This is a genomic window from Kineococcus radiotolerans SRS30216 = ATCC BAA-149, assembly GCF_000017305.1.
GTDB classification, from domain to species: domain Bacteria; phylum Actinomycetota; class Actinomycetes; order Actinomycetales; family Kineococcaceae; genus Kineococcus; species Kineococcus radiotolerans.
In genome coordinates, this window is sequence record NC_009664.2 from 124,340 (window position 1) to 147,145 (window position 22,806).

General features: G+C 73.4%; 19 protein-coding genes. 6 read left to right on the forward strand and 13 right to left on the reverse strand.

Annotated features, from left to right (window positions below; all coding sequences use genetic code 11):
- The first annotated feature begins 15 nt into the window (after positions 1-15).
- Entirely contained in the window at positions 16-1,632 is a 1,617-nt protein-coding gene (locus KRAD_RS27380) for a methyl-accepting chemotaxis protein (RefSeq protein ID WP_011981281.1), read from the forward strand.
- A gap of 162 nt (positions 1,633-1,794) precedes the next feature.
- Here KRAD_RS27380 and KRAD_RS00615 read toward each other — a convergent pair whose 3' ends face one another.
- The 6 genes from KRAD_RS00615 to KRAD_RS00640 all read right to left on the reverse strand — a co-directional run bounded on the left by KRAD_RS00615 (position 1,795) and on the right by KRAD_RS00640 (position 8,510).
- Positions 1,795-2,898, reverse strand: a complete 1,104-nt coding sequence (locus KRAD_RS00615; RefSeq protein WP_011981282.1) for an ABC transporter ATP-binding protein — start codon at positions 2,896-2,898, stop codon at positions 1,795-1,797.
- Positions 2,892-4,034: an ABC transporter ATP-binding protein gene (locus tag KRAD_RS00620; protein WP_011981283.1), complete on the reverse strand. Its 1,143-nt coding sequence runs from the start codon at positions 4,032-4,034 to the stop codon at positions 2,892-2,894. The genes KRAD_RS00615 and KRAD_RS00620 overlap by 7 nt, the downstream gene beginning before the upstream one ends.
- A complete protein-coding gene (locus tag KRAD_RS00625; protein WP_011981284.1) occupies positions 4,034-4,918 on the reverse strand; it encodes a carbohydrate ABC transporter permease in 885 nt (294 codons plus the stop codon). Before KRAD_RS00625 ends, KRAD_RS00620 begins: the two co-directional genes overlap by 1 nt.
- A gap of 1 nt (position 4,919) precedes the next feature.
- A complete protein-coding gene (locus KRAD_RS00630; RefSeq protein WP_011981285.1) occupies positions 4,920-5,798 on the reverse strand; it encodes a carbohydrate ABC transporter permease in 879 nt (292 codons plus the stop codon).
- 99 nt (positions 5,799-5,897) lie between these two features.
- A complete protein-coding gene (locus KRAD_RS00635) occupies positions 5,898-7,340 on the reverse strand; it encodes an extracellular solute-binding protein (RefSeq protein WP_011981286.1) in 1,443 nt (480 codons plus the stop codon).
- A gap of 78 nt (positions 7,341-7,418) precedes the next feature.
- Positions 7,419-8,510, reverse strand: coding sequence for a zinc-binding dehydrogenase (locus tag KRAD_RS00640; protein ID WP_041291811.1), 1,092 nt, complete (start codon positions 8,508-8,510; stop codon positions 7,419-7,421).
- Positions 8,511-8,764: 254 nt separating this feature from the next.
- Between KRAD_RS00640 and KRAD_RS00645 the strand changes: the two genes are divergently transcribed.
- Positions 8,765-9,712 carry a sugar-binding transcriptional regulator gene (locus tag KRAD_RS00645; protein ID WP_011981288.1) on the forward strand — a complete coding sequence of 316 codons (948 nt, stop codon included), beginning with the start codon at positions 8,765-8,767 and terminating at the stop codon, positions 9,710-9,712.
- Positions 9,709-10,488, forward strand: a complete 780-nt coding sequence (locus tag KRAD_RS00650; protein ID WP_011981289.1) for an SDR family NAD(P)-dependent oxidoreductase — start codon at positions 9,709-9,711, stop codon at positions 10,486-10,488. The genes KRAD_RS00645 and KRAD_RS00650 overlap by 4 nt, the downstream gene beginning before the upstream one ends.
- A gap of 143 nt (positions 10,489-10,631) precedes the next feature.
- On the opposite strand, the gene KRAD_RS00655 is transcribed toward KRAD_RS00650, so the two are convergent.
- The gene (locus KRAD_RS00655) at positions 10,632-12,152 is read right to left on the reverse strand and encodes an FGGY-family carbohydrate kinase (RefSeq protein ID WP_011981290.1); all 1,521 of its coding nucleotides are present in this window, start codon (positions 12,150-12,152) and stop codon (positions 10,632-10,634) included.
- Positions 12,153-12,590: 438 nt separating this feature from the next.
- Here KRAD_RS00655 and KRAD_RS00660 point away from each other — a divergent pair, with 438 nt between their 5' ends.
- The gene (locus KRAD_RS00660; protein WP_011981291.1) at positions 12,591-13,175 is read left to right on the forward strand and encodes a TetR/AcrR family transcriptional regulator; all 585 of its coding nucleotides are present in this window, start codon (positions 12,591-12,593) and stop codon (positions 13,173-13,175) included.
- A gap of 474 nt (positions 13,176-13,649) precedes the next feature.
- Complete coding sequence (locus KRAD_RS00665; protein WP_011981292.1) at positions 13,650-14,618, forward strand: alpha/beta hydrolase family protein; 969 nt, start codon at positions 13,650-13,652, stop codon at positions 14,616-14,618.
- Between the two features lie 154 nt (positions 14,619-14,772).
- On the opposite strand, the gene KRAD_RS00670 is transcribed toward KRAD_RS00665, so the two are convergent.
- Positions 14,773-15,273, reverse strand: coding sequence for a nitroreductase family deazaflavin-dependent oxidoreductase (locus KRAD_RS00670; RefSeq protein ID WP_011981293.1), 501 nt, complete (start codon positions 15,271-15,273; stop codon positions 14,773-14,775).
- Between the two features lie 88 nt (positions 15,274-15,361).
- Here KRAD_RS00670 and KRAD_RS00675 point away from each other — a divergent pair, with 88 nt between their 5' ends.
- Complete coding sequence (locus tag KRAD_RS00675; protein WP_011981294.1) at positions 15,362-16,039, forward strand: TetR/AcrR family transcriptional regulator; 678 nt, start codon at positions 15,362-15,364, stop codon at positions 16,037-16,039.
- A 131-nt stretch (positions 16,040-16,170) separates the two neighbouring features.
- On the opposite strand, the gene KRAD_RS00680 is transcribed toward KRAD_RS00675, so the two are convergent.
- From KRAD_RS00680 to allB, 5 genes are all read right to left on the reverse strand, one after another.
- Positions 16,171-17,811, reverse strand: a complete 1,641-nt coding sequence (locus tag KRAD_RS00680; protein WP_011981295.1) for an AtzH-like domain-containing protein — start codon at positions 17,809-17,811, stop codon at positions 16,171-16,173.
- Positions 17,812-17,905: 94 nt separating this feature from the next.
- Entirely contained in the window at positions 17,906-18,763 is an 858-nt protein-coding gene (locus KRAD_RS00685; RefSeq protein ID WP_011981296.1) for a MurR/RpiR family transcriptional regulator, read from the reverse strand.
- Positions 18,760-20,022: an allantoate amidohydrolase gene (locus tag KRAD_RS00690; RefSeq protein ID WP_011981297.1), complete on the reverse strand. Its 1,263-nt coding sequence runs from the start codon at positions 20,020-20,022 to the stop codon at positions 18,760-18,762. The genes KRAD_RS00685 and KRAD_RS00690 overlap by 4 nt, the downstream gene beginning before the upstream one ends.
- Positions 20,019-21,209 (reverse strand): pyridoxal-phosphate-dependent aminotransferase family protein, encoded by a 1,191-nt coding sequence (locus KRAD_RS00695; protein ID WP_157873746.1) that lies wholly within the window; start codon positions 21,207-21,209, stop codon positions 20,019-20,021. The genes KRAD_RS00690 and KRAD_RS00695 overlap by 4 nt, the downstream gene beginning before the upstream one ends.
- Positions 21,210-21,424: 215 nt before the next feature.
- On the reverse strand, positions 21,425-22,792 hold the full coding sequence (allB, locus tag KRAD_RS00700) for an allantoinase AllB (protein WP_049821375.1): 1,368 nt from the start codon (positions 22,790-22,792) through the stop codon (positions 21,425-21,427).
- Positions 22,793-22,806 lie beyond the last annotated feature (14 nt).

Genomic DNA, 22,806 nt, shown 5'->3' on the forward strand with positions numbered 1-22,806 from the left:
TGAGGAGGAGCGACGATGCCCGCAGCGCCCGCAGCACCCGAGAACCGCCACCCCCGGTCCTGGATCTCCGACCGCCCCGTCGGGGCCCGCATCGGCGCCGGCGTCGCGGTGGGCGCCCTCGTCGCCCTCGCCGTCGGCGGGGTCGCCACGACCCGCCTGATGGACCTGCGCGACGCCACCGCCGCCACCTACTCCCAGAGCGTGCAGCCGCTGGTCGACCTCTCCGCCGCCCAGCGGGGTTACCAGGCCGCCCGCGCCCGGGTCGTGGAGTACCCCGCCGCCGGCCCCGAGGTCCGCGCGAAGCTGCTGACGCAGTTCGACGAGAAGTCCGCCGACCTCACCGCCGGTCTCGACGCCTACGCCGCCGACGCCGCCGACCCCGCCCTGGTGGAGGCCGTGCGCGAGGCGCAGGAGCAGATCGACACCCTCTTCCACGACACCCTCGTCCCCCAGGCCGACTCCGGCGACGTCGCCGGCGCGGCCATCACCTACCGCGAGCAGATCCTCCCCGTCGTCTCCGCCGGCGCCGACGCCATCGAAGCCGCCGGCCAGGCCGAGGAGGCCCGCGCCAAGGCCCGCACCGAGGCCGCCACCGACAGCGCCTCCTCCGCCCTCCTCGTCGTCGGTCTCGTCCTGACCCTGGGTCTGCTGCTCGCCCTGGCCATCGCCGCCGTCGTCGTGCGCGGCATCACCACCCCCCTGCGCCGGGTCGCGCAGGTCCTGGACGCCGTCGCCGAGGGCGACCTCACCCAGGACGCCGGGATCCACAGCCGCGACGAGATCGGGCGCATGGCCGCCAGCCTGCAGCGCGCGACCACCCACCTGCGCTCGGTCGTCACCTCCCTCACCAGCACGTCCTCCGCGCTGGCGCGCTCCAGCACCCAGCTCTCCTCCACCAGCGCTGAGCTGGCCGGTGGCGCCGAGGCCGCCGCCACCCAGGCCGGCGTCGTCTCCGGTGCGGCCGAGGAGGTCTCGCGCACCGTCTCCACCCTCGCCGCCGGCAGCGAGCAGATGGGCGCGAGCATCCGCGAGATCAGCGTCAGCGCGGCCGACGCGGCCCGGGTCGCGGAGCAGGCCGTGGACATGGCCTCCGCCGCCGACGAGACGGTCAGCAAGCTCGGGGACAGCTCCCGCGAGATCGGCGACGTCGTCAAGGCCATCACCGCCATCGCCGAGCAGACGAACCTGCTGGCCCTCAACGCCACCATCGAGGCCGCGCGCGCCGGGGAGATGGGCAAGGGCTTCGCCGTCGTCGCCGGTGAGGTGAAGGAGCTCGCGCAGCAGACCGCGCGCGCCACCGAGGACATCACCCGCCGCGTCGACACGATCCAGGCCGACACCGGCCACGCGGTGAGCTCCATCGCCCAGATCCGCGAGGTCATCGCCCGCATCAGCGACTACCAGACCACGATCGCCTCGGCCGTGGAGGAGCAGACCGCGACGACGGCGGAGATGAACGGCAACGTCAGCGAAGCGGCCGGCTCGTCGGAGGACATCGCCCGCAACATCTCCACCATCGCCGACAGCGCCGCGTCCACCACCCGCGCCGCTGAGCAGACCCGGCAGGCCTCCACCGACCTCGGTGCGCTGTCCTCGGAGCTGGCGGAGTCGGTCGGCCGCTTCCGCGTCTGATCTCGACCCAGCACGCCCGCGAGCGGCCCCCTGCCAGCGCCAGCGCCACGCAGGCCGGGCCGCTCGCCCACTTGCCGCGTCGACCGTCCCGGCCGAGCCGGGGCGACGACCCCGGCCGCGACCGGATCGTCGCGACGAACCCCTCGTGGACCGTCGTCGAGGTCAGCGCAGCCTGGCTCCGCCCTCGGGTTCGAAGAGGTAGACGCGTTCGGCGGGTGCGGTCAGGCGGAGGGATTCCCCGCGCTGGTAGCGCAGGTCCGCGGGTGTCTGGACGACGACCGAGGAGTCCAGCCCCTCGACCCGCACGGTGGCCAACCCGAACTCCAGCACGTTCTCGTAGACCAGGACCTCGCCGGGCACCGACGTCTCGCCCTCCCGGGCGATCCGGGCGTCCTGCGGGCGGACGCCCACCGTGACGGCCGTTCCCGGGGCGGCCCGTGACGCCGTCGGCAGCACGCCGTCGCGCCCGACCCGCACCGTGCCGGTCCGCTCGACCGTCCCCTCGAGGAGGTTGATCTTCGGCTCACCGACGAAGTCGGCGACGAAGCGGTTGGCGGGGTCGTCGAAGATCTCGTCCGCGGTCCCGAACTGCTGGATGGTGCCGCCGTCCATGACGGCCAGGCGGTCGGCCAGGCTCAGCGCCTCGAGCTGGTCGTGGGTGACGACGATCGTGGTGTACCCGAACTCCCGCTGCAGGACCTTCAGCTCCCGGCGCACTCGTTGGCGCTGGGCGGCGTCCAGGTGCGACAGCGGTTCGTCCAGCAGCAGCACGGGCGGGTTGCGGACCAGGGCGCGGGCGAGGGCGACGCGCTGCTTCTGCCCGCTGGACAGCCCCGCCGGCCGCAGCTCCAGGAGGTCGCTCATCTCCAGCCGGTCGGCGATGGCCCGCACCCGGGCGTCCGCGTCCTTCACCCCGCGGGCCTTGAGGCCGTAGGACAGGTTCCCCCGGACGTCCAGGGGCGGGTAGAGGGCGTAGCTCTCGAACCCGACGCCGACGTCACGCTTGCCGGGGGGCAGGTGCGGGATCGAGCGCTCGCCGATGCGGATGTCCCCGGAGGTCACGGTCTCCAGCCCCGCGATCATCCGCAGGGTCGTCGTCTTGCCGCACCCGGAGGGTCCGAGCAGGGCGACGAGCTCGCCCGGGGCGATGTGCAGGTCGATGCCCTTGACCGCGTGGAACGCCTCCCGTCCCCGGCTCTCGTACCGCTTGTGCAACTCCTCCAGGACCAGCGCCTTGGCGGTGGTCGTCTCCAGCGCGCTCACCACGAGACCCTCTCCTCCGTCGCGGACCCCAGCCGCCTCGAGTCCTCCGCGCCCGCAGCGGGGGCGAAGACGTGGACGTTCTCCAGGGACAGGTGCAGGTCGACCACGTCGCCCTCGCGGGCCCCGGCGTCGGAGTCGGCGACGACGATGACGCGCTCGGAACCCCCCTGCGGGCCGACGTCGACGCTGAACTCCATCAGGCGGCCGAGACGCTCGGCCAGCGACACCCGGCCCCGGAAGGACAGCGTCCCGGGACCGCCCGGCCCGAGCTGCAGGTCCCGGGGCCGGATGCCGATCCGGGCGCGGCCCTCGGGCAGGTCCAGGTGCCGGGGCACCGGGACGCTGAGGTCCCCTCCCGCCCCGCGCAACGCGCCCTGCCCGGCCGTGACGTCGAACAGGTTGATCTCCGGCTGCCCGAGGGCCTTCGCGACGAACGTGTCGACGGGCCGGCGCCAGATCTCCTCCGGGGTCCCGACCTGGACCACCCGCCCCGCGCGCAGCACGGCGATGCGGTTGCCCAGGGCCAGAGCCTCCTGGTAGTCGTGCGTGACGTACAGGGACGTCGTGTTCGACATGTCCCCCAGCTGCTTCAGCTCGGCCCGCATCTGGGCGCGCAGCTTGGCGTCCAGGTGGGACAGCGGCTCGTCCAGCAGGTAGACGTCCGCGGGACGGACCAGGACCCGGCCGAGGGCGACGCGCTGGCGCTGCCCGTTGGACAGCTCCCGCGGGAACCGCTTGAGCAGGTGGTCGATCCCGAGAGTCGTGGTGACCGCCTCGATGCGCTGCTGCTGCTGCTGCGCGGTGTAGCGCCCCGTGCGACCGGAGCGCAACGGGGAGGCGAGGTTGTCGAACACCGTCTTCTGCGGGTAGAGCGCGTAGCTCTCGAACGCCATGGCGACGTTGCGGTGGTAGGGCTCGACCCCCTCCATCGACACGCCGGCGATCTCCACGTCGCCGGCCTCGACGTCGACGAGTCCGGCCACGCTCTTGAGCACGGTCGTCTTCCCCGCCCCGGAGGGACCCAGGACGACGAAGAACTCCCCGTCGCCGATGGACAGGTCGACCCCGACCAGCGCCTCGACGGCCGACTTGCCGTTCCCGTAGGTCTTGGACAGGTTCGCGATGCGCACGGTGGCCATCAGGCCTTCACCGCCCCGAACGACAGGCCCCGCACGAGGTAGCGCTGGATGGTGAGTGCGAGGACGAGCGGGGGCAGCGCGCCGAGGAGGGCCGCGGCTGCCGTGAGGTTGTAGTAGGCCTGGCCGCCGCCGCCGAGGTACTTGGTGACCGCGACGGTGACCGTCGTGGCCGCGGAGTCGGTGAGGATGAGCGGGAACAGGTAGTTGTTCCAGGCGAAGATGAACGCCAGCAGCGCGGCGGCCGCGATGCCGGGGCGGACCAGCGGCAGGGCGACGGTGAGGAACGCCCGGGTGCGGGTGTACCCGTCCAGCAGCGCCGCCTGTTCCAGCTCCGGAGCCAGGTCGGTGAAGTAGGACCGGAGGATCCACACCACCAGCGGCATCGTCACCAGCTGCAGGACCCACACCATGCCCAGCTTGGTGTCGAAGATGCCCAGGGTGTTGTAGATGACGAACAGCGGGACGATCACCATCAGTTCCGGTGCGAACCGGAAGGACAGCATCTGGAACATGAGGTCCTCGGACCCACGGAACTTCCACCGCCCCGCCGCGTAGGCGGCGGGGATGCCCACGACGAGGGACACCAGGACGGCCCCCGCGCAGTTCAGGACGCTGGTGAGCAGAGCCTGCCCGAAGTCGACGCTGGTGAGGTCCTCCCCGCGCTGGGACAGGACCGTCCCGAAGTTCGCCATCGTCGGGGAGAACTGGAAGTAGGTCGAGGTCTGCTGAGCGTCGTTCTTCAGCGCCAGCAGGACCATCCAGAGCAGCGGGAAGAGCGAGAAGACGAACCAGGCGAGGATGGCCAGGTCGGCGACCACCGAGCCGGGGGTGATCCGCTTCTGCCCGGGGGTCAGTTCCCGGGCGAAGCGCGACGTGATCGCCATGTCAGGCCCCCGATCCCGCAGCACGACGCTGCGCCTTGCCGAGCACGCTCACGAGGTAGCGCGCGGTGATGAACACGATGATCCACAGCAGGAACATGTACGTGCTGCCGCGGGAGTAGTTCAGGTTGGTGATGGAGTCCTCGAACGCGCCGATCTGCAGGGTCGTCGTCGTGACCCCGGGGCCGCCGGCGGTCAGGACGTAGACGGCGTCGAAGACCTTCAGGCAGTCCATGAACCGGAAGATGACCGCGACCAGGATGTAGGGCCACATCATCGGCAGCATGAGGCGGCGGAACATGTAGAACCAGCTCGCCCCGTCGACGTCGGAGGCCTCGAACGGCTCCTTGGGCAGGGACCGGATGCCGGCCAGGACGAGGATCGCCACGAACGGCGTGTAGATCCACACGTCGACGAGGATGGTCGACGCCAGCGCCCGGTCCTTGCTCAACCAGTCGAAGGTGGACCCGAGCCCGAGCACGTGGTTGAGGACACCGAACTGCGGGTTGAACATGAGCTTCCAGATGACCCCCGCGATGACCGGGGCGATCATCAGGGGCAGGATGAGGAGCCGTTCGAACGTCTTGCCGATGAGCGTCGAGCGGTTCAGGAGCAGAGCGATCGCCACCCCCAGCACCGTCTCCAGACCCGTCGCCGCCACGGCGTACAGCAGTGTCGTCCCGGCGCTGCGCCAGAAGAGCTGGTCGCCCAGGACGCTGCGGTAGTTGTCGAGGCCGACGAACTGCGGCGACGGGTTCGTCGCCGCGTAGTCCAGCACGGTGTAGTACACGCCGTAGAAGAACGCGTACAGGATCCCGATGATCAGCAGGACGGCCGGCACCGACAGCAGGTACGGGCGGAGCCTGCGCCGCCACGCGGGCACCCGGCGCACGTTCCCGGGCGCCCGCCCGGTCTCCTTCGAGGGCGTGCGGCCGCCGACGGTGGTCGCCACGGCTCCTCCTCCCTTGCTCCGACCCGGGGGTCAGGCGTTGATCTTGGTGGTGTTGGCCTCGGCGAGTTCGTCCAGGCGCGACTTCGCGTCCGCTCCGGAGTAGATGTCCTGCAGCGCGACGGCCCAGTCCTCGGTCGTCTCGAAGAACTTCGTCTGCGGGGTGAACTGGATCTTGGTGGAGTCGATGACCTTCTCGAAGGTCTCCAGGTAGCCGGGGAAGCCACCCAGGGTCTGCTTGAAGGAGCCGTCGAAGACGGAGGCGCGGACCGGGTCGGCGAACGTGGAGGCGGTGGCCTTGTTCATCGCGTCCTTGCCGGTCGCCCACTGGATGAACATCCAGGCGGCCTGCTTCTTCTTCGACGCCGCGTTCATGGCCAGCGACCAGGTCCACAGGTTCGTGGCGTAGCTGCCGTCGGGTCCCGCGGGGCCCGGGTACCAGGCGAGGTTCCCGGCCTGGGCACTGGCGCCGGCCTTCTGCTTGGGGTAGGTCGCACTGTCGGCGTCGTAGACCATCATGGCGTTGCCGTTGCCCAGGTCCCCGGTGCACTGCGGGTAGTCGTAGGTGGTCCAGGACGTGGGGCCCGCGTTCCTGGCCAGGTCGACCCACTTCTTCGTGAAGTCCACAGCCTTCTCGGAGTTCATGGCCGCGGTGTAGGTGGTGCCCTCGGCGGTGTAGTCCTTCGCGCCTTCGCGGGTGAACTGGGTCATGAAACCCGGGTGGATCGTCGCCCAGGACTTCGATCCGCGGAAGGCGACGCCGTAGCGGTTCTGCGAGCGGTCGGTGAGGTCGGTCGCCAGCTGGATGAAGTCGTCGAAGGTGTCCGGCAGGGCGATGCCCCGAGCGTCGAACTCCTTCTTGTTGTAGGCGACGACGTTCGTCTCGAAGCCCCACGGGATGGCCCACTGCCCGCCGGTGCCCAGCTCGGAGCCCTTCTCGAAGTCCCAGCGCGTGGAGGTGCGCAGGCCCTCGTAGATGTCTTCGAAGTCGTAGTCGGGGTTGGTGGCCGCGGAGTTCTCGATCCAGGGAGTGAGGTCCTCCATCCAGCCGGGGGGACCGTACTGCCAGATGAAGTAGGCCCCGGTCATGAAGACGTCGTGGGCGCCGGTCTTGCCGGCCAGCTCGGTGTTGAGCTTGGTGAAGTAGTCGGCCTCGGCGACGAGGTCGGCCTGCACCTCGATGCCGGTGAGCTCGGTGAACTCCTTCAGCAGCGGCTGGAACGCCTGCTGGTAGGGGTGCGGCGTCTGCAGGATCTTGATGCTCTCGCCCTGGAGGGCCTTCCAGTCGAAGGACCCGGTGACCTCGCCCGCGCCGTTGGCGCTGCCCTCCTCACCACCGCCTCCGCCGGTGCCGACCCCGCACCCGTACAGCATCGGGACGGTGGCCGCGCCGCCCATCGCGGCCAGCACCGACCGGCGGGTGACCTTCTTCTTCGGGACGTGCAGTCCGCTCTCGGACCGGGTGAACTCGTTCATGGCTGACGCTCCATCGCTCGGGAGGGAAGGGGGTGCCGTCCCCAGGACCACTGGTCGTGGGGTGCCGGGTGCGAACGGTCAGGGGATGAGGGAGACCTTGACGGAGTTGGCGGAGTCGGCGACGAGGTCCAGGCCCTCCTGGAACCGGGCCAGCGGCAGCTGGTGCGAGCAGATCTCGTCCAGCGGGAGTCGCCCGGAGGCGATGAGCCGCAGCGCGGCCGGCCAGGTGTTCTGCCCCAGGTGGGCCCCCAGGACGTTGAGCTCCTTGTCGTCGGAGATGATGGACCAGTCCACCGTCACCGGGTCCTTGAAGACCGAGTACTCCACGAAGGTCCCCAGCTTTCGCAACAGGTTCAGGCCCTGCGCCACCGCCGACGGGTGACCGGTGCCCTCGATGTAGACGTCGGCGCCGTAGCCTCCGGTGAGCTTCTTCACCTCCTCGACGACGTCGACCTCGGTGATGTTCAACGTGACGTCGGCGCCGCACTTCCGGGCCAGTTCCAGCTTCTGCGGCAACGCGTCCAGGGCGATGATGCGCTGGGGGAACTTGGCCGCAGCACCGGCGATCATCCCCAGGCCGATCGGCCCGCAGCCGGCGACGACGACGGTGTCGCCGAAGCGGATGTCGGCGCGTTCCACCGCGTGGAGCGCGCAGGACAGCGGTTCGGCGTAGGCGACCTGCCACGGCGGGAGGTCGTCGGGGGCCTTGTGGACCAGGGCCTCCTTCGGCAGGACGAGGTACTCGGCCATGGCGCCGGGGGTGCGGCGCTTGAAGCCGAACATGTCGTGCGGCTGGCACATGTGGTAGTCACCGCGGTTGCAGTAGCGGCAGTTCCAGCACGGCACGATCTGCTCGGCGACGATGCGATCGCCCACGACGACGCCCCAGCGCTCGGAGGCCTCCTCGTCGATCTCGGCGATGCGGCCGGTGAACTCGTGACCCGGGACGGTGTCCGTCTCGGCCCAGGCGGGCCGGTTCTCGTCGCCCCAGAACTTCGCGGCGCCGTGGTAGCACTTCAGGTCGCTCGCGCAGATGCCCACGGCCTCGACCTTGAGCAGCGCCTCGCCCGGACCCGCCACGGGCACGGGTACCTCCTCGAGCCGGTAGTCGTGCGGGCCGTGGACGATCACGGCCTGCATGGTCTTCCCTGTGGTCTGCGTCTCTGCCATGGACTGCTCCTTCGCAGCGCGGTCGGGCCGGCGCCCGGCGCAGAAGAGTGTGTGAGGTGCGCTCACCGACGACCTCGTCGGTGAGCAGTCGTCCGAGCCCACGGCCACCGGCCTTCCCGGTGACCCTCTTCCGTGGTCTTCCGAACGCTAGGACCTGTGCGGCACACTTGTCCAGCACATGCGTGCAACGATCTGGTGACCGACCCGGCGATGGAGCCGCGCGGCCCGCAGCGGCACGCGCGAAAGGAGTGCAGGTGGTCAACCCCGAGCGGTTCCCGCTGGCGCTGGCGCACACCGCGGCGACCCTCTACTACCTGCAGGACGCCACCCAGGCGGAGATCGCCGAGCGCATCGGCACCTCCCGCGCCACCGTCAGCCGCCTGTTGCGCGAGGCCCGCGAGCGCGGCCTGGTCCGCATCGAGGTGCCCCCCCTGCCGGTCGACAGCCCGGGCGACCTGGCCGACCGGGTGCGCGCTGCCCTGGGCCTGCAGCAGGTGTCGCTGTGCCCGAGCACGGGGGCCGCGCACGTCGCCGAGGCCGTCTCCCCCGTCGTCGTCGCGCTCCTGGAGGGCCTGGGCCTGGAACCGGGGGACGTGCTGCTGGTGTCGTCGGGTCGCACCGTCTACGAGATCGCCCAGCGCGAGCTGCCGCGGCTGCCGGGCGTCCTGGTCGCCCCGATGGTCGGCGGGCAGGACGAGCCGGAGGCCTGGTACCAGACGAACGAGATCACCCGGCGGATCGCGGTCGGCGTCGGCGGGACACCGAGGTTCCTCTACGCCCCGGCGTTCCCGGGCCACCGCCTGCGCCACAGCCTCGCCGAGGACGCGGAGTTCCAGCGGTTCACGAAGCTGTGGAGCGACGCCCGGTGCGCCCTGATGGGCATCGGCGCGCCCCCGCTGCAACGGGAGTCCATCCCCGGCTTCGTCCCGACGGAGCAGGCACCGCTGGCCACGGCCGTCGGCGACGTGGCCTCGCGCTTCTACGACGCCACGGGCACGGAGGTCTCCTACGAGGGGGCCGACCGCCTCATCGCGATCCCGCTGGAGGTGCTGCGCCGGGTCCCGGTCCGGATCGCCGTCGCCTACGGCGCCCAGAAGATCCCCAGCATCGTCGCGGGCGCGCGCGGTGGGCACTTCAGCCACCTCGTCATCGACCCCGCGACGGCCACCGCGCTGCTCTCGACCCTGGAGGACGACCTGTGAACCCGGACCCGATCGCGGACCCCTTCGACCTGACCGGCCGCCGCGCGCTGGTCACCGGCGCGACGCAGGGGATCGGCACCGACATCGCGCGCACCCTGGCCGGCGCCGGCTGCGACCTCGTGCTCACCGCCCGGGACCGCGAGGGCCTGGCGGCCCTGGCCCGTTCGGTGCGGGCCGACCACGGGGTCCGGGTGGAGGTCGTGCCCGCCGACCTCGCCGACGCCGCCGAGACCGAGGCCCTGGCGGCCTCGGCGCTGGCTGCGTTCGACGGGCTCGACGTCCTGGTCAACAACGCCGGGATCTCGGTGCCCCAGCGCGTGGTGGACGTCGACGCCACGACGTGGGACCTGGTGCTGGCGGTGAACCTGCGAGCCCCGGCGCTGCTGGGTTCGCGGATCGGGCGGGCGATGGCGCAGGCGGGGCGGGGCAGCATCGTCAACGTGTCCTCCGTCGCCGGTTCGCTGGCGCTGGCCGAGCACTTCTCCTACTGCGCGAGCAAGGCCGCGCTGATCATGGCGACGAAGGTGCTCGCCCTCGAACTGGGTCCCTCCGGTGTCCGCGCGAACTGCGTGAGCCCCACGGTGGTCATGACGGAGATGGGTCAGCGGGTGTGGGGCGAGGAGGCGAAGGCGGCGCCGTTGGTGGCACGGATCCCGCTGGGGCACTTCGCCCGACCCGCCGACGTCAGTCACGCCGTGCTGTTCCTGGCCGCTGACGCCTCGGCCATGGTGAACGGGGTGGACCTGAAGATCGACGGCGGGTTCTCCGTCGCCTGACGGCCGGTTCCAGACCGTCGAGCGGCCGCGGTCCGCTGCGCCAAGGGGTCGGAGCGGGCCGAGAGGACCTCCAGCGCGCCGACGACCTGCCCGCCTCCCCGGTCCCCCGTCCACCGGGCGCCCCGTCGAGGGCTCCGGGCACGTCAGACCCGGGTGCGGCGCTCCAGCGCGGACAGCTGGTGCTGCAGCTCCGCGGTCGCCTCGTGCAGCGCCCGGTAGGCGGGGTACAACCCGGCGTAGATCTCCGCCGCTGCCGGATCGGGTTCCGTGGTGGACTCCACCCGGTTCCAGACCGCGTCCACGTCCACCGCGCCGAGGGCCACCGCGGCGAACTTCGCGTCCCCCAGCGAGGCCCCGATGCGCTCGGCCGGCAGGTCCTGCCGCAACCCGGTGACGTCGGTGACGATCTGCGGCCACAGCGGCGACCCGGTTCCGCCCCCGACCGCGACCACCCGGCGGATGTCGACCCCCGCGGCCCGCATCTCGTCGAGGTTGTGCCGCACGCCGAAGGCCGTCGCCTCCAGCAGGGCGCGGTCGACCTCGCCGCGGGTGGTGCGCAACGTGAGGCCCAGCAACGCTCCCCGTGCCTCGGCGTCGGCGAACGGCGTCCGCTCCCCCGCGAAGTACGGCAGGGCCACCAGCCCGTGCGCACCCGGGGGAACGGCAGCGGCCTCGGCGACGAGTTCACCCACGTCGGGGGCGCCGATGGTCTCGCGCCACCACTCCACGGCGCTGCCCGAGCTCGCCATGCCCGCCGCGAGCGTGCTCTGCCCCGGACGTACCCCGGCCGTCCCCCAGAGCGAGGGGTGGAACCGCGGGCCGTCGGTCACGGCGACGAAGAAGGTCGTCGACCCGTACATGACCATCAGGTCACCGGGGCGGCCGACGTCGACGCTCTCCGCCTCGGCCCACGCGTCGCACGTCCCGGCCGCGACGGGCGTCCCGACGGGGATGCCGGTCGCGGCCGACGCCTCGGGGGTGACCGTCCCGACCCGTTCCGAGGGCCAGACCAGCCGGGGCATCGGCACCCCCGGCGCGATGCGGGCGCAGCGGTCCTCGATCCAGGCCATCTCGTGGCGGTCGTACAACGGGGTGCTCTGGCTGGCGGAGTGCCGGTCCAGCACGTACTCGCCGGTGAGCCGGAACACGAGGTAGGAGTTCGTCATGAAGAAGAAGCGCGCCCGGGCGAGGACGTCCGGCTCGTGCCGGCGCAGCCACTCGAGCTTGCCGCCGGCGGCCTGCGTCGACATGCGGGAACCGCAGCGGCGCAGCAGGTCGTGCGCTCCGTAACGTTCCTCCAGTTCGGCGGCCTCGACCACGGAGCGGGTGTCGACCCCGTACAGGATCGCCGGGCGCAGCGGACGACCGTGCTCGTCGGCGAGCAGGACCGTGGGACCGATCCCGCTGGCGCAGACCGCGGCGACGCGGCCCACCGCGACGTCGTCGGGGTCCGCGGCACGGGCGGTGAGTTCTCGCGAGATCGCGCGGAAGTCGTCCCACCACACCGCGTCGGCGTCGTGCTCGACGCGACCGGGACGAGGGTTGTCGGTGCGGTGCCGACGCGAGGCGCGCGCCAGGACCCGGCCGTCCAGCGTCGTCAGGACGCCCTTGCTGCTCCCGGTGCCGATGTCCACCCCGAGCAGCAGGTCACGATCTGGTAGCACTGCCCACGCCTCCTCGCGCCCGTCCTGCACCGCATCCTGTCACCCGTGCCGGGTGGGCAGGACGGCAGGACGCGACGCCAGGACCGGACCGACGAGGCCGGGGTCGACGGGCGGCGGTGGCCCCGCAGGAGGAGGCGCCCGCGCGCCACGGGCTGCGCCGGCGGGTGGTCCGGGCGTCCCCGCCCGCCACGTCCTCCGCGGGTCGGCCACCCACGGCGTCCGGGGACCTCGGCGCGGTGCCACACCCCCGTCGGAGAGGAGCCGTCTCAGGGTGCCTGAGCCCGCCCTGCGCAGCTCCGGCTAATCATGTTACCTTGTGGCTAATCCAGGTGCCCGTCATCGGGCGCGGCTGGCCGCCCACGAGACGACTGGTTCCGATCATGAGTTCCTCGCAGGACACGCACCCCGCCGCGCCGGGGCACGGAACCCGGGCCCACGGTGCCTAGAGCCGGTCTCGACGCCGCCACCGTCACCCGCGCAGCCGCCGAGGTCGTCGACGACGTCGGTTACGCCGGTCTCACGATGGGGCTGGTCGCGGACAGGCTCGGGGTGCGGGCGCCGTCCCTGTACAAGCACGTGGCGGGGCAGGCGGACTTGAGTCGCCGCATCGCGGTGCTGGCGGTCACCGAGATCGGCGACGCTCTGCGCGACGCCCTGCAGGGCAAGTCGGAGCGCCAGGCGCTCGAAGCCGCCGCCCACGCGACACGGCAGTACGCCCGGAACTTCCCCGGCCGCTTCGCGGCGACCCTCTACACCACGGCGACCGATCTCGAGGATCCGCTCCACCTCGCGTGGCTGCGGGTCATCGAATCCCACTCGGCCATCCTGAGCGGGTACGAGATCCAGGAGGAGGACAGCCGGCACGCCCTGCAGATGCTCCGCAGCTTCCTGGACGGGTTCTCCCTGATCGAGCCGGCGGGAGACCTGCACACCGAGGACGAGATCGACGCCAGCTTCCGCTGGCTGATCGCCTTCATCGACCGCGGCCTCCGCGAACTGTCCGACCCGTCGCGCGGGGCGTAGCCCGCACCCACCGGCGCGGCGGACGGGTGCTCGTCGCCCGTGGGTCGTCACGAGGGACAGCACGTGCGCGACGGGCTGTCCTCGGCGTGAACCGGCCACCGCACGCACCCGCGTCGAAGGCCGCCACGCGGAGCCCGGGAGCGGCACGTCGACGGACGACGGGCCGGCGACACCGCAGCGCCGCGGAGGTCCACGTCCGCGGCCGGAGCGTGCCGCTACAGCGCCGCAGGAACCCGCTCTCACGGGGCACGCGCGAGCACTCCCACCGACCTTGCCGGGATTCCCCGAGTGGGACTCCTCGGGGATGCGCGCGCCGGTGCGGGGCGGCCGCGTGCGAGCGGCGGAGGAGACCACCGGAAAAGGGTTGACACCTCCTGGCTACGATAAATAGCCTACGGATATGGCTACTAACGTTAGCCTGGCGCCGACACCGACACCCGCGGGACGGCGCCTCAGCAGACCGGAGGACTCACCATGAGCAAGCCGTACACCGACGCAGGCGAGATCCCCGTCGACGAACCGCAGCCGGTCATGACCTACCACCCGGTCACGGTCGACGCCCCGGGCCGCCCCGTCCCCCTGCAGGTCAAGGTCTCCGTGCCCGCCACCGGCACCGACCTGCCGGTCATCCTCCTCTCCCACGGTCACGGCGCGTCGAACTTCCTGGCCTCCATGAAGGGTTACGCCCCGCTGGTCGAGTTCTGGGCCGCCCACGGTTTCGCCGTCATCCAGCCCACGCACCTCGACGCCAACGAGCTCGGCCTGCGCGACACCGACCTCCCGGACGCGCCGCTCTTCTGGCACGACCGGGCGAGCGACATGAGCCACGTCCTCGACCACCTCGGCGACATCCAGGACCAGGTCCCCGGTCTCGCCGCCCGCGGGCTCGACGCCGGACGGGTCGCCGCCGTCGGCCACTCCCTGGGAGGCATGACCGTGGCCTCCCTGCTGGGCATGCAGGTCCAGGACCCTGCCGACCGACGCGCCAAGAACCTCTCCGACCCCCGCATCAAGGCCGGCGTCGTCATCGGCGCTCCCGGCGCGGGCCACGACCTCGCGGACTGGGCGCGCGAGAACTACCCGATCCTGCAGCACCTGGACTTCAGCACCATGACGGGCACGGGTCTCGTCATCGCCGGCGACGCGGACCTCAACCCGTTCTTCTCCGAGCGGATCAGCTACCGCTCCGACGCGTTCACCCTCAGCCCGGGGCCCGGCAAGACCCTCCTGACCTTCTTCGGAGCGGAGCACATCTACGGGGGCGTCTCCGGCTACGACGCGGGCGAGACGTCGGACGAGAACCCCGAACGGGTCGCCACCCTGCGGGCCCTCGTCTGGGCGTACCTGCGCAGCCGCCTCTTCGCCGGCGACCCCGCCTGGCAGAACGCCGTCGACGCCCTCGGCAACGCCAAGCAGCCCCTGGCCGAGGTCGAGTCGAAGTAGCAGGCGCGCCGACCCGAGCTCACCCCGCCCCACCTCGGGCGACGGCCGACGGGGCGCCCCCGAGGTCGCCCACCACGACCGGGAGCGACCGTGCGGACCGCGTTCGCGGCGACCGCCGGCGCCGTCACCCGCCACTCGCCTCTCCGGGGAAACCTCAGGGCGCAGTGGGGGTGGTCGTGATCCGGAACACCGGGTGCTTGGGCCCGGCGGCCAGGAGTCGCGCGTCGCTCGCGTCGGCACCGACCCCGTCGAAGAACATCCCCACCTCCCACGCCCAGCGGCGCAGGTACTCCCGCAGCAGCGGCGGCTTGTCCGCCTCGGGCACCTCCACCGCGGTGAAGGCCTGCGAGCGCCGGCCCCAGCGCAGCTCCCCCGCGCCCGCGGCACGCAGGTTGCGCACCCACTGCGTGTCGCCGCGAGGGGCCACGAGGTAGCGCACCCCGTCGATCGTGAGGGGGTTCACCGGAGTCGTGCGCCACTGCCCGCTGCTGCGTCCGCGCACGGCGAGGACGCGGGAGCCGGCCAACGGCAGTCCCAGACGTGTCGCGGCGGCCACCAGGGGGTTGAGCACGCGTCGGGTGAGCAGGTCCGGCGCGACGTAGCGCGGGACGGGGTTGCGAGCGGTGGTCTGGTAAGAGAGCACTGATCTCGTCATGCGGTCCAGTGTGCACCCACCGGCGCACCCTGACAAGAGCGGTGCTCTCGAAAGAGAGCGTCGCTCTGGGCCGTGAGAGGATCAGGGCGTGCCTGCCGTCCCGACCGCCCGCGAGCGCGCCCGTCGCGAGCTCACCGCCGACATCCTGGCCGCCGCCCGGCGCCAGCTCGCCACGTCCGGCGCGGCCGCGCTGTCGGTGCGCGCCGTGGCCCGCGAGCTGGGCCTGGCCTCCTCCGCCCTCTACCGATACTTCGCCACGCGCGACGAACTGCTGACGGCGCTGATCGTGGAGGCCTACGACGACGTCGCCGATGCGGTCGAGGCCACGGTCGGTCCCCGGCGCGGGGCATCGCGCCGCACCCGCTTCACCGCCGCCTGCCGGGCGTTCCGGGCCTGGGCCCTGGAGCACCCCCACGAGTACGCCCTCATCCACGGCTCGCCCGTGCCCGGTTACCGGGGCGACGAGCGGACCACGGCGGCCGGCGCGCGGGTCCCGCTGGCCCTGCTGTCGGTGCTGGCGGGGATGGACGCTCCCGCGGACTCCCCGCGCCTGGCGCCGCAGGTGGCCGAGGGCGCGGCCCGTGTCGCCGCGGCGGGGGCCGGCGAGGTGCCCCCCGCCCTCATCGTCACCGCGGCCCAGTGCTGGACGGCCCTGCTGGGGCTGGTGAGCAGCGAGCTGTTCGGCCAGCTGGCGAACACCTTCGACCCGGCCGACGCCTTCGCCGACGCCACGATCGAGGCGCTCGCCGACCGCCTCGGCCTCTGAGGTCGGCCCCCGCGGGCGCAGTTTCGACCGACGTCGGCGGGCAGCCGGTTCGGGCCCGATCCCGCGTGCCGAGGTGACGGAGCACCACGAGGCGGGGAACGGCTACGCGGGGGAACCGCGGTGGTGGGCGCTCACGGGAGTCGGGCTGCGGTGCGCGGGTGCGGCGCCACCTCGGCGAGCAGCGCCAGCAGGGACCGGTCCTGGCCGTGCGGGGCCAGGACGCACAGGCCGACGGGCAGGTCCCCGACCCGTCCCCACGGCAGGTTCAGGGCGGGGACCCCGGTCTGGGAAGCGAGGGTTGTCAGCGGCAGCGTCCCGGCGCGCACGGCCTCGAACCGGTCGGGGGTCGCCTCGATCCGCGGCGCCGGGGTGGCGGTGCTCGGCAGGCACAGCCACCCACCGCGGAGAACCGCGGTCAGGCGCGCGCGGGTCGCCTCGATCGTGGTCCGCGCGGCGTTCAGGGTTTCCGCTCCGACGCCCTCCCCCGCCCGGAACCGTGCCTCCACCGCCGGGGAGAGGGCGCCGGGGTTGGCGGTGATGAACGCGCCGTGGCTGGCCCACGCCTCAGCCGCCTGGACCGTCCGGAAGGCGGTCGTCCAGGCGGTGACCTCCTCGCCGGTGAAGTCCACGCCGACGTCGTCGACGTCGCGCAGGGGCAGGCCCGTCTGCACGGCCAGCGCCCGCAGGGCCGCCTCCACCGCCAGCGCGGTGGCGGGCTCGGCCACCTGGAACAGGGTGCGGCTGCGCAGCAGGGCACGGGGCCGGGCGGGCGGGTGCGTCGGGCCCGTCAGCAGCGCCGCGGCGGCGACGGCGAGCACCCCGGCGTCCCGGGCGAGCAGGCCGACGGTGTCGAAGGTCGGGGCCAGGGGCAGAACCCCGGCGGCGTCCACGGCGCCGTGGGTCGGGCGCCAGGCGTAGAGCCCGCTGAAGGAGCCGGGTACGCGCAGCGAACCCGCCGTGTCGGTCCCCAGGCCCAGGTCGGCGGTTCCGGAGGCGACCGCTGCGGCGCAACCGGAGGACGATCCGCCGGGCACCCGGCCGGGGGCGGCCGGGTTGGGCGGGACGCCGTGGTGGGCGTTGACGCCCAGGAGGGAGAAGGCCAGTTCGTCGGTCTGAGCGATCCCGGCGATCCCGGCGCCGGCGTCCAGCAGCGCCTGCAGCGCCGGGGCGTTCACCGGCTCGGTGCGCGCCTGCTCCAGCCACCGCGGCACCCCGCCGCCGGTGCGCTGCCCGGCGACGGCGACGAGGTCCTTGACCGCGACGCGGATCCCCGTCAGCGGCCCCGTCCCGGCCCCGGCGGGCAGGGCGGTGGCGCTGTCTGGGGTGCGCCAGGTGGTGGCGTCAGCGGGCGCGGCGCTCGCCGCGGCGCTCTCCCCGGCGGGCTGCCGGGCCGGTCCGGCCGGCGGGGCGCTGGAGACGTGCGCGGCGGTGATCCGCCAGCCGTGGGGCCCGCGGTGCCAGAACTGGGTCTGCAGGCCGCGTCCACCGTCGAGGCGCTCGGTCTCGGAGACGGTGAACGCGTCGTCGGCGGAGACGGCCCGCAGGTGCACCCGCCGGAGCCACCGCGTCGGAGCCCCACCGCGACCTCGCCGGAACGCGGAGATCTGGTCGTGCCCGACCAGCGCCGTCCCCCCTTCGGCGCGGACGGTCCGCGGTCCGGGGGCGAAGAGGGCGTCCAGCGCGTCGAGGTCGTCCTCGCGCAGGGCCCGCTCGTACCGCGCCGCCGCGGCCAGCAGGCCGCCTTCGTCGCCGTCGTCGCCGTCGTCGTGCACGTGTCCTCTTCCCTGTCGGCTCGGGGGTGAGCGCGGGTGGTGCCGGTCGGCCGGTGTCGATCGGTGCCGCCGAGGGGATCGTGGTGGGCGCACCTCAGTGCCGTTCGAGCTCCCTCAGCGCGTCGTGCGCCGCCGCCACCGCCCGCGTCCGGTCCTGACCGGGTCCGCTGCGCGAGGCGAGGACGCCCTCGGCCAGGACCGCCACGGTCATCATGACCGCGGCGTAGCTGTCGAAGGCTCCGGGACCCTCCACGGGGACGACGAGGCGGTGGGCCACCGGCACCGGCGGCGGAGCAGCGGCGGGGTCGGTGAGCAGGACGCAGGGGACGCCGAGGTCGGCGGCGAGCCTCACCGCCGCCGACACCGTCGGGGTCCGGCGGCGGAAGCCCACGACGACGAGGACGTCGCGCTCGTCGAGCCCGGCGAGCTCCTCGGCGACGGTCTGCCCCGGCAGGGGGCCCACCGCCACGTCGGGCCGGGCCTGCACCAGCTGCTCGCGCAGGTGCAGCGCGACGGGGTAGCTGTTGCGCCAGCCGAGGACGAGGACCCGCCGGGCCCGCGCGAGGGCGGTGGTCACGGCGTCGAGGTCGGCGGCGGCCAGGGCCGACGCGGTGCGGGTGAGGTTCTCGACGTCGTGGGCGAGGTGGACCGCGACCGGTTCCCCGCCGCTGTCGGGCAGTCCCCCGGTGGGGACGCCGCGGGCGCGCGGTGAGCGGGCGCCGGTCCGGGCCTGGGCGTAGGAGGTGAAACCGAGCCGGCGGAAGAACCGGCTGACCGTGGCCTTCGACGCCCCGGACGCCTCGGCCAGCTCCGCCCCGCTGTAGCCGGCGAGGTCGTCGGCGCGTTCGAGCACGAACCGGGCGACCTGCCGCTCGGCGGGGGTGAGGCGCGGCCACGCCGCGTCGACGCGCTCGCGCACGCCGCGGCCGGGGGAGGTCTCGGGGGCGGTCACGGGCGGTGGGTGGCGGCGCGGCGGGTGGCGACGTCGAGGACGGCCGCCTCGAGCGCGTCGAGGCCGGTGGCGACGTCGGACAGCGTCACGCTCTCGGCGGGGGCGTGGCTGATGCCGTCCGCGCAGCGCACGAAGACCATGGCGACCGGGGTGATGGCGGCGACGGCCATCGCGTCGTGCCCGGCCCGCGACCAGATCCGCAGCGGATCGGCGTCACCGGTGGCGGCGATCCCGGCCACCACCGACGCCGTCAGGTCCGCGTCGCAGTAGACCCCGGCGGCGCGGTGGGTCTCGGCCAGCTCGAACCCGAGCCCGCGGGCGGTGCAGAGCCGTCGGGCGTCCGCCGCGATCGCCTCGACCAGCGCGTCGCGCTCCCCGTCGTGCTCGGCGCGGACGTCGAGGGAGAACTCCACGAGACCGGGGACGACGTTCACGCCCCCGGGGTGGGCCTGGAGGCGGCCGACGGTGGCGATCCCGCCGCGTTCGACGGCGAGGCGTTCGACGGCCAGCACCACCTCGGAGGCGCCCACGAGGGCGTCGCGCCGCTTCGGGTAGGGGGTGCCGCCGGCGTGGCGGGCCTCGCCGACGACGCGGCCGGTGAAGCGGCGGGCCCCGGCGATGGAGGTGACCACCCCGAGGGGACGGTCGGCGGCCTCCAGGTGCGGGCCCTGCTCGATGTGCAGCTCCAGGTAGCCGACGAGGTCCTCGGGCCGCCGCGCGGCCTCGGTGATCCGGGCGGGGTCCAGGCCGAACGCCGCGGCGGCTTCCCGCACGGTCGTCCCGGCGTCGTCCGCGCGGTCCCACCACTCCTCGCGCCAGGCGCCGGCGACGGCGGAACTGCCCATCAGGGCGGTGGAGAACCGGGTGCCCTCCTCGTCGGAGAACGCGACGACCTCCAGCGCGAACGGGAGTTCCGCCGCGCGCGGGGCGAGGCGGCCGGCGACCTCGATCGCGGTGAGGACCCCGAGGACGCCGTCGTAGCGGCCGGCGTCGGTGACGGTGTCCAGGTGCGAACCCAGCACGAGCGCGGGCAGGCCGGGGGCGTTCCCCTCCAGCCGGCCCCACTGGTTGCCGGCCTGGTCGCGCCAGGTGCGCATCCCGGCCCCGGCCATCCACCGGGCCGCCACCTCGTTGGCCCTCGCGTGCTCGGGCGAGAGGTGGACCCGCTCGACGCCGCCCTCGAGCGCCGAGACGGCGGCGAGCTCGTCGCACCGGTCCAGGACCCGCTGCGCGTCGCGCCGGGCGTCGGAGGTGCTCACGCGTAGACCTCCTGCGCCGCCGCGGTTCCCGCTCCGGCTTCGACGGGCGCGCCGTGGCGGCGCAGGACCTGCTCGAGGGCGGCGAGGGTGACCAGGACGGCGTCCTTGCGGGCGTTGTACCCCATCGTCCCGATGCGCCAGACCCGTCCGGCCAGGGGCCCGAAACTGGTTCCGATCTCGATGCCGTAGTCGTGCAGGAGTTCGGCGCGCACGGCGTCCCCGTCGATCCCGGAGGGGATCTCGACGGCCACGACGTTGTGCATCTTGTGCTCCACGTCGCCGAACACCGCGAGTCCCAGCCCGCGAACCCCTGCCAGCATCGCCTCGCCGTGCCGGCGGTGGCGGGCGACGGTCGCGTCCAGCCCCTCCTCCAGGACCAGCCGCGCGCACTCGCGAGCGCCGTACAGCATCGTGGTGGCCTCGGTGTGGTGGTTCAGGCGCTCCTCGCCCCAGTAGTCGAGGATCATCGCGAGGTCGAAGTAGTTGGAGCGGATGCGCAGCCCCGCCGGGGCGGTGTCCTCCGCCGAGGCGGGGTCGGCGCGCAGGCCCGCCTCGACGCTGCGGCGCGCTTCGATCACCGCCACGGCGCGCGGGGACAGCGAGATCGGGGCGCTGCCGGAAGGGCCGCCGAGGCACTTCTGCAGCCCGGCGGTGGCGACGTCGACCTCCCAGGCGTCCATCTCGAACGGGTTCCCGGCGAGGGATGCCGTGCAGTCGACGTAGAGCAGGGCGCCGTGCCGGTGACACATCCGGCCCACGCCCTCCAGGGGCTGGTTCATCGTGGTGGAGGTGTCGCCCTGGACGAGCGCGACGAGCTTCGGCTGCACCTCGCGCACCGCGTCCTCGAGGGCCTCGAGGGTGAACACCTGCCCCCACGGAACCTCGCGGACGTGGACGTCGGCGCCGCAGCGCTCGGCGATCTCGCGCAGCAGGTGGCCGAAGCGGCCGAAGACGGGGACGAGGACGCGGTCGCCGGGGACGATGAGCGAGACCAGCGCGGCTTCGATGCCGGCGCGGGAGGTGCCGTCGACGAGCAGGGTCGCCGCGTTGGTGGTGCGGAAGACCGCGCGGTAGAGGGCTTGGGTCTCGTTCATGTACGCGGTCATGGCCGGGTCGTACTGGCCGACGAGCTGGGCGGACATGGCGCGCAGGACCCGGGGGTCCACGGTGATGGGGCCCGGCCCCATGAGCAGCCGCGGCGGTGGGGCGATCGGGGCCGCGACGGAGGTGCGCAGGAGGGACGGGTCCACCGCCGGGTTCTGGATCGACTGTTCCACACTGGTCATGTTATGCAATCTCCGTTCCAGAACCAATGCCCCGCACCAACCCTTCGAAACTTCCGGATGCCGGCCCCCTGCTGCCACCGGGCCCCACCACCGACGCCGTCCGGGCGCGGGACGGGTCAGGGGCGCTCGCGGGCCGGGGCGTGCAGCAGTTCCCCCCGGGGTTCGCCCTCCAGGTCGATCCGGTTCCCCCGCAACCACGTCGAACGCACCGCGCCGGTGAACCGCCGCCCCTCGTAGGGCGTCACCGCGTTGCGGTGGTGCAGGGACCGCGCGTCGACGACCCACTCCTCCTCCGGCGCGAACACCGCGAAGTCCGCGACGTTGCCCACCGCGATGCGCCCCCGGTCGCGCAGACCGGCCAGGTCCGCCGTCGCCGACGCCATCCACCCCACCACCGTCTCCAACCCCACCCCGCGCGAGCGGGCCGCGGTCCACACCGCGGGGAGCCCCAGCTGCACGGAGGCGATCCCGCCCCAGGCGATCCCGAAGTCGCCCTCCTCCAGCCGCTTCAGCTCCACGGTGCACGGGGAGTGGTCCGAGACCACGCAGTCGATCGTGCCGTCGAGCAAGCCGGCCCACAGCGCGTCCTGCTCGGCGCGGTCGCGGATCGGCGGGCAGCACTTGAACGAGGTGTCCCCGTCGGGGACGGCGCCGGCGTCCAGGGTCAGGTAGTGCGGGCACGTCTCCGCGCTCAGGCGGGTCCCCGCGGCCTTGGCCGCGGCGACCTCGGCCAGCCCCGCGGCCGAGGACAGGTGCACCACGTGGGCCCGCGCCCCGGCGCGGGCGGCGGCCTCCGCGAGCGCCCGCACCGCACGGGCCTCCGCGCTCGGCGGGCGCGAGGCCACGAAGTCGGCGAAGCTCCGGCCCCCGGGGTGGGCGTGGGCGTCGATCTCCTCGGCGTCCTCGGCGTGGGCCAGCAGCAGGCCGTCGAAGCGGGCCAGTTCGGCCAGCGCCACCGCCAGGCCGGCGGCGTCCAGCGGGGGGAACTCCGCCACGCCGGAGTCGAGCAGGAAGCACTTCACCCCGAACACCCCCGCCGCGTGCAGCGGAGCGAGCTGGTCGGCGTTGCCGGGCACGGCGCCACCCCAGAACCCCACGTCGACCGTGCACTGCCCCGCCGCCGCGGCCCGCTTCACCGCGAGCGCGGCCGGGTCGAGGGTGGCGGGGACGCTGTTCAGCGGCATGTCCAGGATGGTCGTGATGCCCCCGGCGGCCGCGGCACGGGTCGCGGAGGCGAAACCCTCCCACTCGGTGCGGCCCGGTTCGTTGACGTGGACGTGGGTGTCCACCAGCCCCGGCAGCAGCACCTCGTCCTCAGCCAGGACGACCTCGCGCGCGGCCGCCCAGGGGTGCTCGAACGCCTCCACGGCGACGATCCGCCCCTCCCGCACCGCCACGGACACCGCCCGCGTCGCACCGTCCACCACGGCCCGCGCCGCCCGCAGCACCACGTCCGCCCGCGGTCCGCCCCCAACCGCCGGCACCACGTCGCCCGACC